At 38.9% G+C, this 18,482-nt stretch carries 16 protein-coding genes; 5 read left to right on the forward strand and 11 right to left on the reverse strand.

Annotated elements, in window-relative coordinates; all coding sequences use genetic code 11:
* Positions 1-339: 339 nt before the first annotated feature.
* Positions 340-1,095 (forward strand): Nif3-like dinuclear metal center hexameric protein, encoded by a 756-nt coding sequence (locus tag A8M50_RS03310; protein WP_005646636.1) that lies wholly within the window; start codon positions 340-342, stop codon positions 1,093-1,095.
* Between the two features lie 55 nt (positions 1,096-1,150).
* Here the strand turns inward: A8M50_RS03310 and ffh are convergent, their stop codons facing one another.
* Positions 1,151-2,539: a signal recognition particle protein gene (ffh, locus tag A8M50_RS03315; RefSeq protein ID WP_005646655.1), complete on the reverse strand. Its 1,389-nt coding sequence runs from the start codon at positions 2,537-2,539 to the stop codon at positions 1,151-1,153.
* Positions 2,540-2,818: 279 nt separating this feature from the next.
* Between ffh and A8M50_RS03320 the strand changes: the two genes are divergently transcribed.
* The 3 genes from A8M50_RS03320 (at position 2,819) to A8M50_RS03330 (ending at position 5,461) form a co-directional block, all read left to right on the forward strand.
* Complete coding sequence (locus A8M50_RS03320; protein WP_005626318.1) at positions 2,819-4,081, forward strand: HlyC/CorC family transporter; 1,263 nt, start codon at positions 2,819-2,821, stop codon at positions 4,079-4,081.
* 128 nt (positions 4,082-4,209) lie between these two features.
* The gene (locus tag A8M50_RS03325; protein WP_005634905.1) at positions 4,210-4,980 is read left to right on the forward strand and encodes a threonine/serine exporter family protein; all 771 of its coding nucleotides are present in this window, start codon (positions 4,210-4,212) and stop codon (positions 4,978-4,980) included.
* Between the two features lies 1 nt (position 4,981).
* Positions 4,982-5,461: a threonine/serine exporter family protein gene (locus A8M50_RS03330; protein ID WP_005628250.1), complete on the forward strand. Its 480-nt coding sequence runs from the start codon at positions 4,982-4,984 to the stop codon at positions 5,459-5,461.
* Between the two features lie 45 nt (positions 5,462-5,506).
* Here the strand turns inward: A8M50_RS03330 and A8M50_RS03335 are convergent, their stop codons facing one another.
* On the reverse strand, positions 5,507-5,725 hold the full coding sequence (locus tag A8M50_RS03335) for an HP1242/YdcH family protein (protein ID WP_005628252.1): 219 nt from the start codon (positions 5,723-5,725) through the stop codon (positions 5,507-5,509).
* 120 nt (positions 5,726-5,845) lie between these two features.
* Complete coding sequence (locus A8M50_RS03340; RefSeq protein WP_005646600.1) at positions 5,846-6,604, reverse strand: hypothetical protein; 759 nt, start codon at positions 6,602-6,604, stop codon at positions 5,846-5,848.
* Between the two features lie 169 nt (positions 6,605-6,773).
* Here A8M50_RS03340 and serS point away from each other — a divergent pair, with 169 nt between their 5' ends.
* Positions 6,774-8,063, forward strand: a complete 1,290-nt coding sequence (gene serS / locus A8M50_RS03345; RefSeq protein WP_005646633.1) for a serine--tRNA ligase — start codon at positions 6,774-6,776, stop codon at positions 8,061-8,063.
* 52 nt (positions 8,064-8,115) lie between these two features.
* Here the strand turns inward: serS and selD are convergent, their stop codons facing one another.
* The 8 genes from selD to seqA all read right to left on the reverse strand — a co-directional run bounded on the left by selD (position 8,116) and on the right by seqA (position 18,424).
* Positions 8,116-9,156, reverse strand: a complete 1,041-nt coding sequence (gene selD / locus A8M50_RS03350; RefSeq protein WP_080575103.1) for a selenide, water dikinase SelD — start codon at positions 9,154-9,156, stop codon at positions 8,116-8,118.
* A gap of 56 nt (positions 9,157-9,212) precedes the next feature.
* Positions 9,213-10,169, reverse strand: a complete 957-nt coding sequence (lpxM, locus tag A8M50_RS03355; protein ID WP_005646620.1) for a lauroyl-Kdo(2)-lipid IV(A) myristoyltransferase — start codon at positions 10,167-10,169, stop codon at positions 9,213-9,215.
* Positions 10,170-10,215: 46 nt separating this feature from the next.
* Positions 10,216-10,983, reverse strand: a complete 768-nt coding sequence (locus A8M50_RS03360) for a TSUP family transporter (RefSeq protein WP_005646646.1) — start codon at positions 10,981-10,983, stop codon at positions 10,216-10,218.
* Between the two features lie 17 nt (positions 10,984-11,000).
* On the reverse strand, positions 11,001-11,861 hold the full coding sequence (mepA, locus tag A8M50_RS03365) for a penicillin-insensitive murein endopeptidase (RefSeq protein ID WP_005646604.1): 861 nt from the start codon (positions 11,859-11,861) through the stop codon (positions 11,001-11,003).
* 146 nt (positions 11,862-12,007) lie between these two features.
* A complete protein-coding gene (gene aroC, locus A8M50_RS03370) occupies positions 12,008-13,081 on the reverse strand; it encodes a chorismate synthase (RefSeq protein WP_005646617.1) in 1,074 nt (357 codons plus the stop codon).
* An 11-nt stretch (positions 13,082-13,092) separates the two neighbouring features.
* The gene (mscK, locus tag A8M50_RS03375; RefSeq protein WP_005646538.1) at positions 13,093-16,431 is read right to left on the reverse strand and encodes a mechanosensitive channel MscK; all 3,339 of its coding nucleotides are present in this window, start codon (positions 16,429-16,431) and stop codon (positions 13,093-13,095) included.
* Positions 16,432-16,448: 17 nt separating this feature from the next.
* Positions 16,449-17,810: an o-succinylbenzoate--CoA ligase gene (gene menE / locus A8M50_RS03380; RefSeq protein ID WP_005646485.1), complete on the reverse strand. Its 1,362-nt coding sequence runs from the start codon at positions 17,808-17,810 to the stop codon at positions 16,449-16,451.
* Positions 17,811-17,812: 2 nt separating this feature from the next.
* Complete coding sequence (gene seqA / locus A8M50_RS03385) at positions 17,813-18,424, reverse strand: replication initiation negative regulator SeqA (RefSeq protein WP_005646666.1); 612 nt, start codon at positions 18,422-18,424, stop codon at positions 17,813-17,815.
* Between the last annotated feature and the right edge of the window lie 58 nt (positions 18,425-18,482).

Raw genomic sequence — 18,482 nt, forward strand, 5'->3', positions numbered from 1 at the left:
GTAGCACAACGATGCCACATCCCAACGAAATATTTTGCTTTCCTTGCCATCATTAACACCTCTCACCAAAGCCAAGCTTCCCTTCTTTGCTGATAAATTTGACTTATTGAACTCTTAAAAAACGTAAGAAATTTAAACCGTACTTTAAATAAAATAAAAAATTTCTTATTACCCCTTGATCGCTATAAATTTATGTATATAATGAATCCTGTTTTAGATACTAGATAGTAATTTAATAGTAATGAAACTTGGCTAGTGCATTCCCCCACTCCTTTCGCACTAGCCATTTTTTTTGGAATTTTGTACCATAACCCACCTGTTTCCAATCAACTATCCATTATGAATAATCTCGAACTTGAACAACTCATTAATCAAAAACTTTCTTCTGATAAAATCAATGACTATGCGCCCAACGGCTTACAAGTCGAAGGTAAAACTGAAATCAAAAAAATCATTACTGGCGTAACCGCGAGTCAGGCTCTAATTGATTACGCAATCAGCCAAAATGCCGATGCGATTTTGGTTCATCACGGCTATTTTTGGAAAAGTGAAAACCCTTGTATTCGTGGAATGAAAGGCAAGCGAATTAAATCCCTTTTAGTGAATGACATTAATTTATATGGCTATCATTTGCCATTAGATGTGCACCCAGAATTAGGTAACAATGCACAATTAGCCAAACTGCTCGACATTGAAAATTTACAACCATTAGAAAAAGGCGCTGTGAGTATTCCTGTTTGGGGCGAATTAAAAGAACCGATGACAGGTGAAAACTTTGCAGAAAAAATAGAAACAGTGTTAAATCGAAAACCGTTAATTTGCATTGAAAACGGACCGCACTTAATCCGAAAAATTGGCATCTGTACTGGTGGCGGACAAGGTTATATTGATCTTGTTGCAGAACAAGGCTGCGATGCATTTATTACTGGTGAAGTGTCAGAACAAACGATTCATTCTGCCCGTGAGCAAGGATTACATTTCTTCTCTGCCGGCCATCACGCAACAGAACGATATGGCATCAAGGCATTAGGTAAATGGTTGGCGAAAGAATATGGCTTTGATGTAGAATTTAAAGATATAGATAATCCAGCATAAAATACAAAAGTGCGGTAAAAATATTTCTTTTTTACCGCACTTTTATCTTCTGAAATTATCGTTTAAACATTCCGCCTAAACCGCCAAGACCGCCTAAGCCTCCGCCCATTAAGCCTTGCATTCCACGCATCATTTTAGCCATGCCGCCTTTACGCATTTTCTTCATCATACGTTGCATTTCATCGAATTGTTTAAGTAATTTATTGACATCTTGCACTTGAGTGCCAGAGCCTAATGCAATGCGACGACGGCGAGAACCTTTGATTATGTCTGGATTTGCGCGTTCTTTTAGGGTCATAGAGTTAATGATCGCTTCCATTTTGATAAACATTTTGTCATCTACTTGATTTTTAACGTGATCAGGCAAATTTTTTGCACCCGGTAATTTCTCAAGCATAGACATCATGCCGCCCATTTTTTTCATTTCGATAAGCTGCTCACGGAAATCATCTAAAGTGAAATCATCACCTTTCTTGAATTTCTGCGCCATTTTTTCTGCTTTTTCACGGTCAACAGAACGTTCAAGATCTTCGATAAGGGAAAGCACATCGCCCATACCCAAAATACGGGAAGCAACGCGATCAGGATGGAACGGCTCAAGCGCTTCTGTTTTCTCACCCACACCCAAGAATTTGATTGGTTTACCTGTGATTTGACGAATCGATAACGCCGCACCACCACGCGCATCACCGTCCACTTTTGTCAAAATAACCCCTGTAAGCGGCAATGCTTCATTAAAGGCTTTTGCCGTATTGGCCGCATCTTGACCAGTCATCGCATCTACGGTGAAAAGGGTTTCGATTGGATTTAATGCTGCATGGACTTGCTTGATTTCGTCCATCATTTCTGTATCAACGTGCAAGCGCCCTGCTGTATCCACAATCAACACATCGTAGAATTTCAGTTTTGCATCAGCAAGCGCCGCTTTAGCAATATCAACTGGATTTTGTTTGACATCCGATGGGAAAAAATCCACGCTAACGGATTGAGACAAGGTTTCAAGTTGCTTAATCGCAGCTGGGCGATATACATCGGCAGACACCACTAACACTTTCTTTTTATGGCGTTCACGCAAGAATTTTGCCAATTTACCTACGCTGGTGGTTTTACCCGCACCTTGTAAACCCGCCATTAAGATAACTGCTGGTGGTTGGGTTGCAAGGTTTAAACTCTCATTCGCTTCGCCCATCGCTTTTTCAAGCTCACGCTGAACGATTTTTAAGAACTCTTGCCCCGGCGTTAAACTTTTATTGACTTCTTCCCCAAGCGCGCTTTCTTTTACTTTTGCGATAAATTCACGCACCACAGGTAAAGCAACATCAGCTTCAAGTAATGCCATACGCACTTCGCGTAAGGTTTCTTTAATATTATCTTCCGTTAAACGACCTTTTCCTGTGATATTACGTAAGGTTTTGGAAAGGCGATCCGATAAATTCTCAAACATGGCTAACAATCCTGTTTTTCTCAAAAATTGCGCTGATTATACCGAAATTTAGGCGTTTTTCATCATTTCAAATGAAAATGGCTTTTTGAGTAGGCGATTTCATGAAGAAAGCATAGGATATAAGGAAAAAGAATGATTATTTAGCCAATTTCAGGTATCATTCTGCCCACTCTTGGCTATTTGAGTAGCCATTTGATTTAGCAAAATCAAATAACAGGTAAAAAGTGCGGTGAAAAATGACCGCACTTTTTGTTGATTAACGAACAAAAGGATTTTCCCTTGGACAGTATTCCCCTTAGTACTTTATTTATTATTCTCATTATCTGTTTAGTGTTATCTGCCTATTTTTCCGGTTCAGAAACCGGACTACTCTCCCTCAATAAATATCGTCTTCGTTTTCTATCCGAACAAGGCAATAAAGGCGCACAAAAAGCAGAAAAACTGCTCGAAAAGCCGGATACCTTATTAAGCTTTATTCTTATCTTTAATAACCTTGTGAATATCAGCGCATCGGCAATTGCGACCATGATTGGTATGCGTTTATACGGTGATGCCGGCGTGGCGATTGCAACGGGTTTGCTCACTTTCGTGATGCTTGTCTTTTCTGAAATTTTCCCCAAAACTGTGGCAGCGATGCACGCGGAAAAAGTCGGTTTTGTGTCCAGCCATATTTTGACGGTATTACTTAAAATCTTCTACCCGCTAGTTTGGCTGATGAATATTTTTACCAAATCGTTAATGCATTTGGTGGGATTAAAACCCGATATGCAAAAACAAGTAATTAGCCGTGAGGAACTTCGTAGTATCGTATCAGAAGCGGGCGAAGCGACGCCTGATGAACAACATCCACAAATGTTGCTTTCTATTTTAGATATGGAAACCGTCACCGTCGATGACATTATGGTTCCACGCAACGAAATTGGCGGCATTGATATTGATGATGACTGGAAAGCCATTATGCGCCAGCTCAATCATGCAGCACATAACCGCGTGGTGCTTTACAAAGGCAGTCTTGATGAACAAGTGCTTGGCATTTTGCGCGTGCGTGAAGCATTCCGCTTACTGCTTGAAAAAAATGAATTTACCAAAGAAACCTTAATTCGTGCCGCTGATGAAGTGTATTTCATTCCTGAAAGCACGCCATTAAAAACGCAACTTGCGAATTTCCGTGCAAATAAAGAACGCATTGGCTTAGTTGTGGACGAATACGGCGATATTAAAGGGCTTGTGACGTTGGAAGATATTTTGGAAGAAATCGTTGGTGATTTTACCACTTCCACAGCCCCAAGCATTGATGAGGAAGTAACGCAACAATCTGATGGTTCCATGATTATCGATGGCTCTGCCAACCTACGCGATCTCAACAAAATGTTTAACTGGGAATTGGATACAGAAGATGCCCGCACGTTTAATGGTTTAATCCTCGAACACTTAGAAGAAATTCCCGATGAAGGCACAGTTTGCGAAATTGATGGCTTGCAAATTACCATTCTTGAAGTGGGCGATAATATGATTAAACAAGCGAAAGTCGTCAAACTTTAATCATAAAAACTCCGCCAAATTGAACCGCACTTTTGACTTGGATCATAAGTGCGGTTCTTTTTTTGCGCATTTTTCAGAAAATATTTTTATAATCATTTATAGGTATATTTTGATAAAAGAAGAAAGATATGGAGCACGAATATCAACGGGCGGTGACTCGCGTGTGTGTACAAACGGCACTGCTCTTGTTACAACATGGTGCAGAAAGTACCGTGGTGGTCCAAATGGCGCAGCGTTTAGGCATCGCACTTGGCGTAGAAAGTGTAGAATGTGCGCTCACAGCAAATGCAGTTGTGCTAACGACCTTATCAGATAATCATTGCATTACCACCGCACGAAAAAATACGGATAAAGGCATTAATATGCAAATGGTCACTGATGTGCAGCGCATTGTGATTGCCGTTGAGCATCATTTGTATGACTTAGAAATCGCACAAAGAAAATTGGATCAATTAAAACCGCTTAAATATAACCGCTGGTTAGTGGTGTTTATGATTGGTTTATCTTGTGCGGCATTCGCCCATTTATCTGGTGGAGACTGGGTGATTTGTGGTATCACCTTTGTGGCGGCAGCTATCGCCATGTTTGTGCGACAAGAATTTTCTAAACGGCACTATAATCCCCTTATCGTCTTTTCCATCACCTCTTTTGTTGCCTCACTGATTTCTGGCGTGAGCTTAAAATATAACTTAGGTAACGATCCTCAAATTGCCTTGGCATCTAGTGTGTTATTACTTGTGCCGGGGTTTCCGCTGATTAATTCTTTGGCGGATATATTAAAAGGTTATGTCAATATGGGATTAGGCCGTTGGACGATTGCCACTATTCTCACTTTTGGCGCATGTCTTGGTATTGTATTCGCGTTAAGCGTATTACATATTACAACTTGGGGGCATTAAAATGTTATTAGATATAACAATATTTATATTGAAATTACTTGATGATATGTTATTTGCTGCGATTCCAGCTGTGGGCTTTGCTTTAGTATTTAATGTGCCGCCAAAAGCCTTAAAATATTGCGCAATTTTAGCCGCACTTGGGCATGTGACACGAACATTATTACTGCATATTAATATGCCTATTGTATTTGCCACCTTCTTTGCCACTTGCGTAATTGGATTTTTAGGCGTGCATCTTTCCCATCGTTATTTAGCCCATCCCAAAGCCTTCACCGTTGCCGCAATTATCCCGATGATCCCCGGTGTTCATGCCTATAAAGCAATGATTTCAATGGTACAAATTCATCATTTCGGCTTTTCCGATGCTTTATTTGAACAAATGATTAGTTCCTTTATTAATACCAGTTTTATCCTAGGCGCAATAGTATTTGGATTGGCCTTACCCGGTTTATTGTTTTATCGACAAAAACCGGTGGTGTGATACTAAAATAGTTCAACAAAAAAACCGGCATCCGCCGGTTTTTTACTATTCTTGTGATTTTTTCTTGAGATATTCATAAAGCTCATCTTTAATCCGTAATTTCTCTTTTTTCAAAGCCTCAATTTCCATATGAGTGGCGAGCTGAATGTTTTCCTGCATGTTCTTAATTTCATGATCTAATTCGTTATGCTTTTCAAAAAGACGATCGAAATAAGCATCATTACTTTTAAGTTTGGTGATTAATTCTCGGTATTCGGGAAACATAGCATTGCTCCTATAGTGGTTTTAACTTGTTTCAGTTTACTACATTCGCCCCAAATAAACAGAAGACGATCTTAAAAATTTGAGAACGATCACAAAAATTTATTTCTCGCAAATAATCTTTTACTCTTTTGCTTTTTTATTTCTTCCTGCACCTAAAATAAGCATAGCTAACAAACTAAGAATAATTCCAAAGCCAGCACCAATACCCGTTGAGATAACATAAGGTTTCTCTGCCATCACAAGATTAGGCTGTTGAACAAAATGAAATGCCATCAAATTATTATCTAAGGGTTGAACAGATTGCATCATCTTCAATTTGTTTTCCCAAGAAACATCAATTTTAGCGTCTGCAGCATTTTTCACTTGTTCGAATAACGATTTCCATTTTGTAATCAATTCATTATTTAATGTTTGGCGTGCCTGATTATTCACATAACGAATGTATTCCACAAAAAGTTGATCCACTTCTTCACGATCAAAAGAAGAGAGCGTTAATTGATCAAGATTATTTTCTTGGGAAAATTTAAAATGCGAGGCAATTTGCTGCACGGTTTGATTTTCAACTTTAGCTCTCGCTTTTACAAAATCAGATTGATTTAAAAAAGCGATTAATTGAGCGGGTGAATTCAGAATTTTTGTAAATTCATGATAGGCAGAATTGGTCGCTTTGCGTTCAATCTTTGTGGCATCCACCGCATCCGCATCACCGCTAACTAAACTGTATGTAGAAAAAAGAGAAAAATAATTACCTAGTTCACTCATTTTTGGCGTTTCAAATTGCGCACTAACCTGCCATTTTGTCGGATGAAAATGAGCCCCAGCAAAACCAAGCCCACCACCGATAATCATAAATAGAAACGAAAGAATAAATTTTCTCATAACCCACCTAAAAATTTGATTAAATCGGCGAAAATTTTAACACAAAGTGCGGTGTATTTTTCTTTATTTTCAGAATATCGTTTTTCCCTTGGCTTTTAACTGGTTTATTTCAACAACGTGCGATAGAATAAAACCGTTTTCATTTCAACGAAAAAAGTAAGGAAATACCATGATCGATCCAAATTTACTCCGTAATAATTTAGCGGAAGTCGCAGAAAAATTAAAAGTAAAACGTAACTTTATTCTTGATACAGAAAAACTCACCTCATTAGAAGAACAACGCAAGAACTTACAAGTCACTACCGAAAATTTACAAGCGGAACGTAATACTCGTTCCAAAGCCATTGGCGCTGCCAAAGCACGCGGTGAAAATATCGAACCATTATTGGCTGAAGTGGATAATATGGGCAACCAATTGACTGAAGCAAAAGCACAATTAGATGCGGTACTTGCAGAAATCAATCAAATTGCATTAAGTATTCCAAATCTACCAGCAGACGAAGTGCCATTAGGTAAAGATGATACCGAAAATAAAGAAATCTTACGTTGGGGCACACCACGTACATTTGATTTTGAGATCAAAGATCATGTCACTTTGGGTGAAGAAGCCAATGGCTTAGATTTTGCCGCAGGGGCTAAATTAGCTGGTGCACGTTTTGCTGTAATGAAAGGTCAAATCGCTAAAATGCACCGTGCATTAGCGCAATTCATGTTAGATCTTCATACTGAACAACACGGCTATTTAGAAACCTATGTGCCTTATTTAGTGAATCACGCAACACTTTATGGTACAGGGCAATTACCAAAATTTGGTGAAGATTTATTCCATACTTTAGCCTTAGAAGGTGAACAACCTTATGCATTAATTCCAACCGCAGAAGTACCTGTTACTAATTTAGTGCGTGATGTAATTATTGATGAAGCAGAATTACCAATAAAAATGACCGCACATACGCCATGTTTCCGTTCTGAAGCAGGCTCTTACGGTCGTGATACACGCGGTTTAATTCGTATGCACCAATTTGATAAAGTGGAAATGGTACAAATCGTTGATCCAGATAAATCTATGGAAGCACTTGAAGAATTAACAGGTCATGCGGAAAAAGTATTGCAATTATTAAATCTTCCGTATCGTAAAGTTTTACTTTGCACAGGCGATATGGGCTTTGGTTCTTGCAAAACTTACGATTTAGAAGTGTGGGTACCTGCACAAAATACTTATCGCGAAATTTCTTCTTGCTCAAATATGTGGGATTTCCAAGCTCGCCGTATGCAAGCACGTTGTAAAGCAAAAGGCGATAAGAAAACGCGCTTAGTGCATACCTTAAATGGTTCTGGCTTGGCTGTTGGTCGTACTTTAGTAGCTGTGCTTGAAAACTATCAAAATGCAGATGGTTCAATTACCGTGCCAGAAGTGCTACGTCCATATATGGGCGGATTAGAAGTTATCGGAAAATAATCCTTCTATAAAATAAAAAAAGCGTGGATTTTAAAATTTCCACGCTTTTTTATTAAGCTATTTCAACGACGACATCGAGTTCTGATTTAGGTTTTAATTCCCCCACTTCATATAAATCAATGCCCGCATCCTTGGCTATTTCAATTACCGTTTGAACGCTATTAGGCTCAACTGCCACTAATAAACCACCTGATGTTTGAGGATCACACAAAATCGCTTTTTGTTCTTCCGTCAATACCCCAACTTTATGCCCATAACTTTCAAAATTACGCCCTGTTCCACCAGGTACGCAACTTTGAGCAATATAATCTTTTACACCGTCCAAGGTTTTAATTTTGTCCGAAAAAACTACCGCACTTAGATTTGAACCTTCACAGATTTCAATTAAATGACCAAGTAAACCAAATCCCGTGACATCCGTCATTGCTGTTACGCCCTCCACTTGGGAGAATTGGCTGCCAATAGAATTCATTTGGCACATGGCGGCAGTGGCTAAACCTTGATGTTCTGGTTTAAGTTTTCCTTTTTTCTCCGCCGTCGTCAAAATACCAATACCAAGCGGTTTCGTCATATAAAGCTTACAGCCTGATTTTGCAGAAGCATTACGTTTCACTTTCTCAGTGTCAATTACGCCTGTCACGGCTAACCCAAAAATAGGTTCAGGCGAGTCAATGGAATGTCCTCCCGCCAAAGCAATACCCGCTTGATGGCAAGCAAAGCGACCACCATCAACGATTTTCTGTGCAACTTCTGCAGGTAATACATTAGTTGGAAAACCTAAAATTGCGATGCCCATAATCGGCTTACCGCCCATGGCAAAAATATCACTAATGGCATTGGTTGCGGCAATTCGTCCAAAATCAAAAGGATCATCCACAATCGGCATGAAAAAGTCTGTGGTACTGATAATCGCAGTTCCATTACCAAGATCATACACCGCTGCATCGTCAGCAGTTTCATTGCCGACGAGCAAATTTGGATCATAAAATTTTTCCAGTTCTGAATGTAAAATTGTCCCTAACACCTTAGGCGAAATTTTACAACCTCAACCCGCACCATGGCTGTATTGCGTCAGCCGAATTTTTTCTTCCATTTTTATTTACCTTGTTGAATATCCATTTTCGAGAATATGACTTTCAAACCCTATTCTTAATCATAAAGATCTTCGCCATCTTTCCTTGTACGCAATAATTGCAAAATCCAAACATATTGCTCTGGCGCTGGCGTAACAAAAGATTCTATTTCTTCGTTCATTGCTCGAGCTGATTGTTCAGGATCATCACTTAAATTCATTGCTGGATGAATTTCCATTTCATATTTGCCAGTTTCAGCGTTATAACGAGGAAACATTGGAATGACCACGGCTTTAGAAAGTTTTGCCATTTTATTTAATCCCGGCAATGTCGCTTTATAAGTTCCAAAGAAATCAACAAATACGCTTTGCTCCGCACCAAAATCTTCATCTGGTAAGTAATAACCCATTTCGCCTTTACGAACATGATTTAAAAAAGGTTTAATACCATTTTGGCGAGCATGCATTTTTCCGCCGAAGCGTTGGCGTGTAATTGTCCAAAGCCAATCCACCAATGGATTACGGTGTGGATTATACATAGAGGTCATTGGCATACCTTGAGTGTGCAAAATAATGCCAGAGGCATCAATCGCCCAGCCATGTGGCACCATAAGAATAATATTCTTATCCTCAGCTTTTGCCTGTTCGATATGTTCAAGGCCGATAAATTCGCTACGTTTTTGCAAATGTTTCTTTGAACGAATAGCAATCTCACCAATACCAAACATAACTTGTGCAACAACCGCAAACATTTTATCAATCACTTGCTCACGTTGTTGTTCAGTCCAATGAGGGAAACAATATTGCAAGTTAGTTTGTGCACGCGTACGCTGTTTCTTTGCTTTATGCCCAATCCAAATACCTAATTTTCCCGCCAATTTATCGCGCAGACGAAAAGGCACAAAGGCTAACAACAATAAAAAGAAAATACCGAGCCAAATTCCCCAATATTGAGGCTTGAAATACGACCATGAAAAGTGCGCTTCATAGCCCACTCTCGCTGTCAAACGTAAATTTTGTTGATTATCTGACATAATAAAATGAAATTAATTTTAACCGCACTTTTACGCGCTTTCCGAATTAAAAATGAAACCAACCCTGATCGTAAACCATTTTAGCCGTCATCATAAAAGACATGATAACAACCATCGGTCGAATCAAGGTTTTACCTTTCGTCATCACCATTTTGGCGCCTAAATTTGCACCTAAAATGCTCCCAGCCATCATCACGAATCCCACTTTCCAAAGAATTTGTCCCCCCAATAAGAAAAGCGCAAAAGAAGCAAGATTCGAAGTGAAATTCATCACTTTTGCATGTGCCGTCGCTTTCGGGAGATTAAATCCTAGCAAAGTAACACAGGCTAAACTCATGATTGAGCCAGTCCCGGGCCCAAAGAAGCCATCATAAAAACCTAAAAATGGGCTAACTAAAAGACCAAACAACAGATAACTTAATCGTTGTTTCCGATCTTCATCACCTAATTTAGGGGTAAATAAAAAATATAGACCAATGGCTAAAATCAAAAAAGGCAGAATTTTTTTGAAAATCGCCACATCAATTGATTGAATTAATAATGTACCTAGGGCAGAACCTAAGAAAACCCAAATCAAAATAAACCAAATATCACGTAAATTGACCGCTCTTTTTCGCAAGAAATAAAGGCTTGCAGATAATGCTCCGCCCATAGCTTGCAATTTGTTAGTGCCTAACGCCATTGCAGGTGGCATGCCTGTCATGAGCAACGCTGGAATAGTGATTAATCCACCACCGCCAGCAATTGCATCGATAAATGATGCGACAAAACCAACACAAAACAATATTGCTAAAAGATCAATTCCGATATCCATATTGATTTACCTTAATTCTATTCTAACCATTCACTCCGATTCGGTGAGTTCAAAATTTGTTGGCACAAAAACGGCTCAGGTGGCGTAACTTTAGGTTTACTCACGGAAGTGCCTGGTTTTGGCGGTTCAAACCAAGAATATAATTCGTCTCCACAACCATCACCGGCAGGAACGGGGGCTTGATTTTCACAATAAGGCGCATCTGCTGGGCAAGTTAAACGAACATGAAAATGAGAATCGTGACCATACCAAGGACGAACTTTGTGTAGCCAACCACGATCATTACCAGCGGTTTGGCATAATTTTACCTTAATCGCAGGATTAACAAAAATACGCGTCACGCTTGGATCTTGCGCGGCTAACTTGATTAACGTCGCATGATTGCTATTCCATACACGTTCATCCACTCGTTGTGCCTTTCTATCTACAACTAATAAACCTTTGCCATCAGAATTCAGCGCATCGGCGTCTGACATTTCGCCCATTCTTAACCAAATATCCGCATCTAATCCCATCTGATGGCTAGCATGACCCGTTAAAAATCGTCCACCTCCTGGCATGGCAATATCGCCCACTAACATAGTTGGCAACCCTGCAGCTTTAGCACGTTGCCCCAAGTGTTCAAGATACTGAATCATATTTGGGTGGCCATAATAACGATTGCGATTCATACGAATCACTTGGTAACCTTCCCCTTTCGGCGGTAGTGCTTTCGCCCCAATAATACACCCATTGGTATAACTACCAATAGGTTTTGCTTTTCCATCGTCACTTGGAATTGGTCGCTTCACTTTTTGCCAATCTAGAGGAGACGCAACAACGTTCAGAGAGAAAAATGCGGTAAAAATTATGGTTGTTTTTAATAAAATTTTATTCATTCTAATATCATCATTAATAGTTTCATCGTCGATAAATATACCCACGATAAAAAATAACTCCCCTTTGAGGAATATGCATTGCTCAAAGGGGGAAAATCAAAGCTTATCTAGGAGATAGCGAGCTAGCCTTAAATATTACATTAAGATCACTTACACTGTGCCTTAAAACGTAATAGATGATCTAATAAAACAATCGCCATCATGGCTTCTGCGATTGGCACAGCACGAATACCCACACAAGGATCGTGTCGACCTTTTGTTACAACCTCTACTGCTTCGCCATTAAGATTGATTGAACGACCAGGAATTGTAATACTTGAAGTCGGTTTTAGCGCAATAGTGGCGATAATCGGTTGACCAGAACTAATTCCCCCTAAAATGCCACCGGCATGATTGCTTTCAAATCCATCGGGGGTCATTTCATCACGATGTTCACTTCCACGTTGCTCAACCACCGCAAAACCATCACCAATTTCGATGCCTTTTACTGCATTAATTCCCATTAATGCATGGGCAAGATCCGCATCTAAACGGTCAAATACTGGCTCGCCTAATCCTACTGGAACATTTTCAGCGATAACAGTAAGTTTTGCGCCAATAGAATCCCCTTCTTTTTTAAGTTCACGGATTAATTCATCGAATTTTTCTACCGCACTTTCATCAGGACAAAAGAATGGATTGCTATTTATCTTTTCCCAATCAATTTTCTCGATGGTTTGCGGCGCAATTTTCACATGGCCGATTTGACTTAAAAAACCGCGGACTTCAATACCAAAATGTTCGCGTAAATATTTCTTCGCAATAGCCCCCGCAGCAACCCGCATCGCTGTTTCACGCGCTGAAGAACGCCCACCGCCACGGTAATCACGGATTCCATACTTTTGCTGATAGGTAAAGTCTGCATGACCTGGGCGAAAACGATCTTTAATGTCACCATAATCTTGAGAACGCTGATCTGCATTTTTAATGATCATCCCAATACTTGTGCCTGTCGTTTTTCCTTCAAACACACCAGATAAAATTTGAACTTCATCATCCTCACGACGCGGCGTGGTATATCGTGATGTCCCTGGTTTACGACGATCTAAATCTGGCTGAATATCTTTCTCAGATAATTCGAGATTTGGCGGTACCCCATCAACGATACAGCCTAATGCAATACCATGTGACTCCCCAAAGGTTGTCACACGAAAAAGTTGTCCTATTGTGTTACCCGCCATATTACTTCTCTTTAATTAGTTTTAGTTAATTTTTCCATATTAATGAATGGAATCTCTTCACCCGTGTCTTTATTTTTAATAAAGATATCCAATTGATTGAAAGCAATGTCTATATTATTTTCTTTAAACAATTGATTTACACGACGATTTAATAAATCAAGCGTATCATTACGATCTGAAATCTGTCCGACATAAACTCGTAACTCATGGTCTAAAGTGCTTGCACCAAAATTTAAAAATAATGCTCTTGGCTCAGGCTCTTTTAAAACACTAGGCAATTCATAAGCCGCTTGTAACAACAAACGTTTTACTAATTCTAAATCGGAGTTATAAGCAACCCCAACAGATATAACTAAACGAGTAATGGTATTTGATAATGCCCAGTTCGTCACTTGCCCTGTTACAAACGATTTATTCGGCACAATCACTTCTTTTCTATCAGGATCAATCATTGTAATTGCACGAATACGGATTTTTGCTACCGTACCTGTGACACCGTTTATGGTAACGGTATCGCCCACTCGAATTGGGCGTTCAAACAATAAAATAATCCCGGATACAAAGTTTGCAAAGATTTCTTGCATACCAAAGCCCAAACCAACTGAAAGGGCAGCAAATAACCATTGCAATTTAGACCAGGACATGCCTAATGTAGCAAATGCCCATGCCCCGCCAACCGCAACTAAAACATAAGTTAACAATGTAGTAATAGTATAAGGCGTGCCTTGTGAAAGTTTAACCCGTGAGAAAATTAGTACTTCTAAAATACCTGAGATATTTCGTACTAACACATAAGTAATCCCAACAATAACCAAAGCAACGAGAAGATTGAATAAAGTGATACTTTCCATCACGGTGCCAGCTTCAGTTGTCGTCGTTTGCTGCCATAAGGTCACTTCACGCAAATAACTTGCCACCGTGACAAGATCTGACCAAACATAGTAGAAAATGCCAAACAAAGCAGTCCAAATGAAAAGATCCGCAAAACGCAATAATTGGCTACGCACTTCATTCAGCGCTAAGCCTTCTTCTTTTTCATTAAGAACAAGCTCATCGGATGTTGATCCTTCATTAATATTTGCTCGTTTTTGATGACGTTTTTCTTCTAAACGGCGATGAGCCAAGCGACGAGAAGATACAGTAATACCACGATAAATCACTTGACGAATTAACCACCACACACACCATGCGATATAAGAATTAATCAAATGCTGTATTAAATTCAATGCAGTGTAATAGTATCCCAACGCAACTAGTATCACTAAGCCAACAGGAATAATCTGTAAACCGAATTGAACGATTTTGACAATAATGTGGTTATGGCTTTTTTTCTCATCTTCGTAAGAACGTAGCACATTTTTGAAACGTGGGGCGATGATAATAATGCAGAACAACAATGAAACTATTGTATTCACCTGTCCAATCACATCATTTGCCAACCCATAATCAGTCACGTTACTAAATACTGATGTATTAAGTAATAACACAACTGCAACAACAATACGTTTAATTACACTTTGAAAACGCACCGCACTTTGTTGAGAAAATTCAAAGTGACGGACAAAAATCCCATTCGGTCGGAATAAAGAAAGCCAAAACGTGAAGAACCACCAATAGCCAGCCATACTAAACGACCAATCCCAAAACTCAGTTGGATTTTTCATAAAGAAAAAGCCAAGCATTTGACAAATAGCTAAAAACCATAAAGTTCCAGAAAGCGTTAAAAATGCAGTAAGCAATAAAGCTTGTGGTGTATTCCACTGATTATCATATTTTAATCGGTTAATTTCGCCGTTAATTTTTGACAGACGTTGTTTGATGCGATCTTTGAATTTAAAAATAGCCCCACCAACAACAAACAAGCCTAAGCAGTACATCAACAAGTAAGGCAAGTTACTGTAATTTGTTGGTAAACCAATTTTTTTCACAATACCATCAACTTGCGCCATAAATGCTCGAGGCAATTGAGCAAACCAATCTAAATTAATAGGATTATTGCTTTTAACCCAGAAACTTTGTTGCTCCAATTTTGATTGAATTTGATCACTAATTTGAGTAATTTGTTGCTGAGTAAGCTCTAAAGAAATAGCTAAATTAAGTTGATTATTCAATGACTTAATTAAGTCAGAAGCCATTTTACGACGTTCAGTTAGCAAATTAACTAATTGTGTTTTTTCAGCGTGAGTAAATTTCTCACCTTCATCTGATTCGACTTTGGCAATATAGGCATCTAAATCGTAAAGTTCATTACGTTTTTGAGTGATATCGAAAATTTGTACGCGCAAATCCGCAATTTGTTTTGATAAACCTTGAATATTTAAGTTCGTCGGTAATTTTTGTTTTTGTTGTTGAATAATACGAGAAAGCACCAACGTACCTTGTAATGCACTAATTTGCTCTTCGATAGTGTGTTGAGTTTGGGTTAGGCTATCAAACACATTACGCATTCTTAGATCATCTTGCGTCAAGATGTTCGTCTTTTCAGTTTGTTGCAACAAATATTGACTCAACTCTGCATTACGCGCCAATTCTTTCTGAATATAAGCATTTTTTGCACTATTTTGTTGCTGTTGCTGAACTTGTTCTACTTGGTTTTGAGTTTGCGCCAAGTTTTTCTGATTGATCACTTCTTGGATCGCCACAATTTGTTGTTGTAGCAGTTGCAAACGAACATTCAACAAATCATAACGGCTTTGATAAAGCAATGTCAGCTGATCGCTATTTTTCAATAAATCTTGGTTATAAGCGTTTTTTAAATCAATCAACTGTAATTCTATTTGATTTTTTTGACGTAAGGTTTTTGTAAGATTGCTATCGGCTAATTGTTGATTAATTTCTTGTGTGCGTTTCAAATTCTCAGTAAGACTGGTTTGTGCACGCTCAGATACAGAACTTTGCCCCGCTAATTGAGTATTCGCTTTACTTAAAGCCGTTTGGGTTTCCTGCTGTTGAACATTAAGTTTGCTTAATGTAGCCTGTAAATCTGCTAAATTTTGAGCTTGATAATCGACTGATTTAGATTGTTCTAACTGCTTCTTAAACGCCAATAAATCTGCATTATTTTTCTTAATTTCACTATCAGCATGGGCTAAAACATCATGTAAATCTTCATTATTTTTTTGTTGAGTTTGAATGAGTTGCAATAAATCTAAAGAGGTTTGCAATTCATTAATAAGCGCAGTTTTTACATCACCGTCAGCCATTTTTTGTGCATCGGCTAAATCAGTAGTGAGTTCTTGCTCCGTAGGTAATAATATTTTGCTTTTGTTTGCAGCAAATGTTGGATGCACCGTCGCCCAACCAATTAAAGCTGTAGCTAAAAGTGCGGTGAAAAAACGTGATATTTTCATAAGTTACCTGTATTTTTTTATTGTTCGTTTATTTGTTTTGCTAACCAATCGGCAAGCACTTTACGTGATATTTTTATTGCACCAGTAGATAAATCTACTGGCAATTCATAATAAGCTATTGGCTGTTTAAAGCGAGCCAATTTATCTTGTAAAAATTCAGTGAGTTTTTCGACCGCACTTTGATTAAAGGGTTCATTCAAAGCAACAATCGCAACTGGGCGATAGCCAAATTCATGATCGGCGTTGGGTAAAACAAAAACTTGTTTCACCATAGCATTTTTCAGAATCACTTGCTCTATTTCTTCTGGCTGAATATTTTCACCGCCTGAAATAAACATATTATCAAGTCGTCCGATAATAACCAGTTCACCCTCTTGCAAAATGCCTTTATCTTTTGTCTGAAGCCAGTCGTCTTCATTCGTTAATGGAAAAATTTGTCGATCTTTCCAATACCCCATCGCCAAACCCGCGCCTTTTAGCCAAACTTCATCATCCACCAAACGATATTCTCGACCTAATAACGGTTGCCCTACGCCTTGTTTTTCATCAGATTTTTTGGCAAAAACCGTAGAAGCCATTTCCGTCATTCCGTAGCCAGAATAAGTTTCGATACCATATTTCACCATATTTTGTGTAAGTTCTGTGGGAATATGCGCACCGCCCAGTAAAATATGACGCGTAGCAAATGAAATGCTCGGATTTTCCTGTAAATAATCTAATAAACGCTGTAATTGCGTTGGCACAAGAGAAACGTGAGTCGCCTCCAATAATGAAGCATAAAAATCTGTTTTTGGAAAATGCAATTCAGCGCCACAGCTCAACCAACGCCAAACGATACCTTGCCCTGAAACATGATATAACGGCAACGAAAGTAGCCAAGAATGTGCGCTATCGAACTTCATCAATTCGCATACGCCCTTCGCATTATCTAAATGCGCTTGAACATTATGTACTACCGCTTTTGGCAAACCTGTAGAACCAGACGTGAGCGTCATTGTTGCAGGGCGAGAGAAATCAGCTTTTTGTATAACTACATCAGCTTTGGGAAAATCCCTCAAATCTTCATCACAAAAACAAAAATCGATGTGATGAACATTACACAATTCTGTAATTTTTTCTTGCGGGAAAGCCGGATTAATACCTAGAATTTTTGCACCAAGTTGGATTGTAGCAAGATATAAAAATAAAATGTTTTCTGTATTTTTTCCAACAAAAGCAACCGCACTTTCAGGGTTTACACCTTTATTTTGTAAAAAGGAAACAGTTTGGTTCACTTTCTCGGCTACTTGCGCCCAATTAAAAATATCGCCCTGTGCAGTGCTCAAGGCGATTTTATGAGAAAACTTAGATTGAATAGCAAAGGCTTGCCAAGGATACATCATTAATTTACCGTGAAATATGCCCGCACTTCGTCAATTAAACTTTCAGGCAAATCCATTGATTGCATTGCGCCTTCCAACATCAGCATTTTTCGACCACTGTTTGTATTCGTGATAACCCAATAAGGCGTATCGGGAATTTGTTTTGGCTTTGTATGATTGCCGGTCATTAACAATGTTGCTTCGTCGCGCGCAAAATAAACTCGGGTGCGGCCTTGTAAAGATTCTGTGGCTTGTGCAAAACTCTCAGGATTAGTGCGATAAAGCACGCGCAAAATAGCTAAGAAACGAGTAACGGCTTTGCCTTCTTCTTGAAATTCTGTTGAATTCAACAACGTTTGAACTTTTTCTACGATCTGATTAATCGCCGTTATCGGCTGTTTTTTCGTCGGTTTTACACTTTCTGACTTAGCCGGTTCGGTCTGTACTTCCACTTTTGATTCTGTTTTTTCGTTATTTTCAGCCGGAACAAATGTTAAGTCATCAGCGAAAACACTCGCATGTGCCGGTAAATTAAGCAAACGGCGTAAAATATCCGAAGCACTTTCCCCAATAGAGCGGGTTTGGCTCGCAATGTATTGGTATAATTCTTCATCAACTTCAATGATCTTCATTTTTTTCTCTCTGTTTGCTAAAATTTTTTTAATTATAACGACTTCTTTACAAATTCTC

The organism is Haemophilus haemolyticus, assembly GCF_001679045.1.
In the GTDB taxonomy this organism is placed as follows: domain Bacteria; phylum Pseudomonadota; class Gammaproteobacteria; order Enterobacterales; family Pasteurellaceae; genus Haemophilus; species Haemophilus haemolyticus.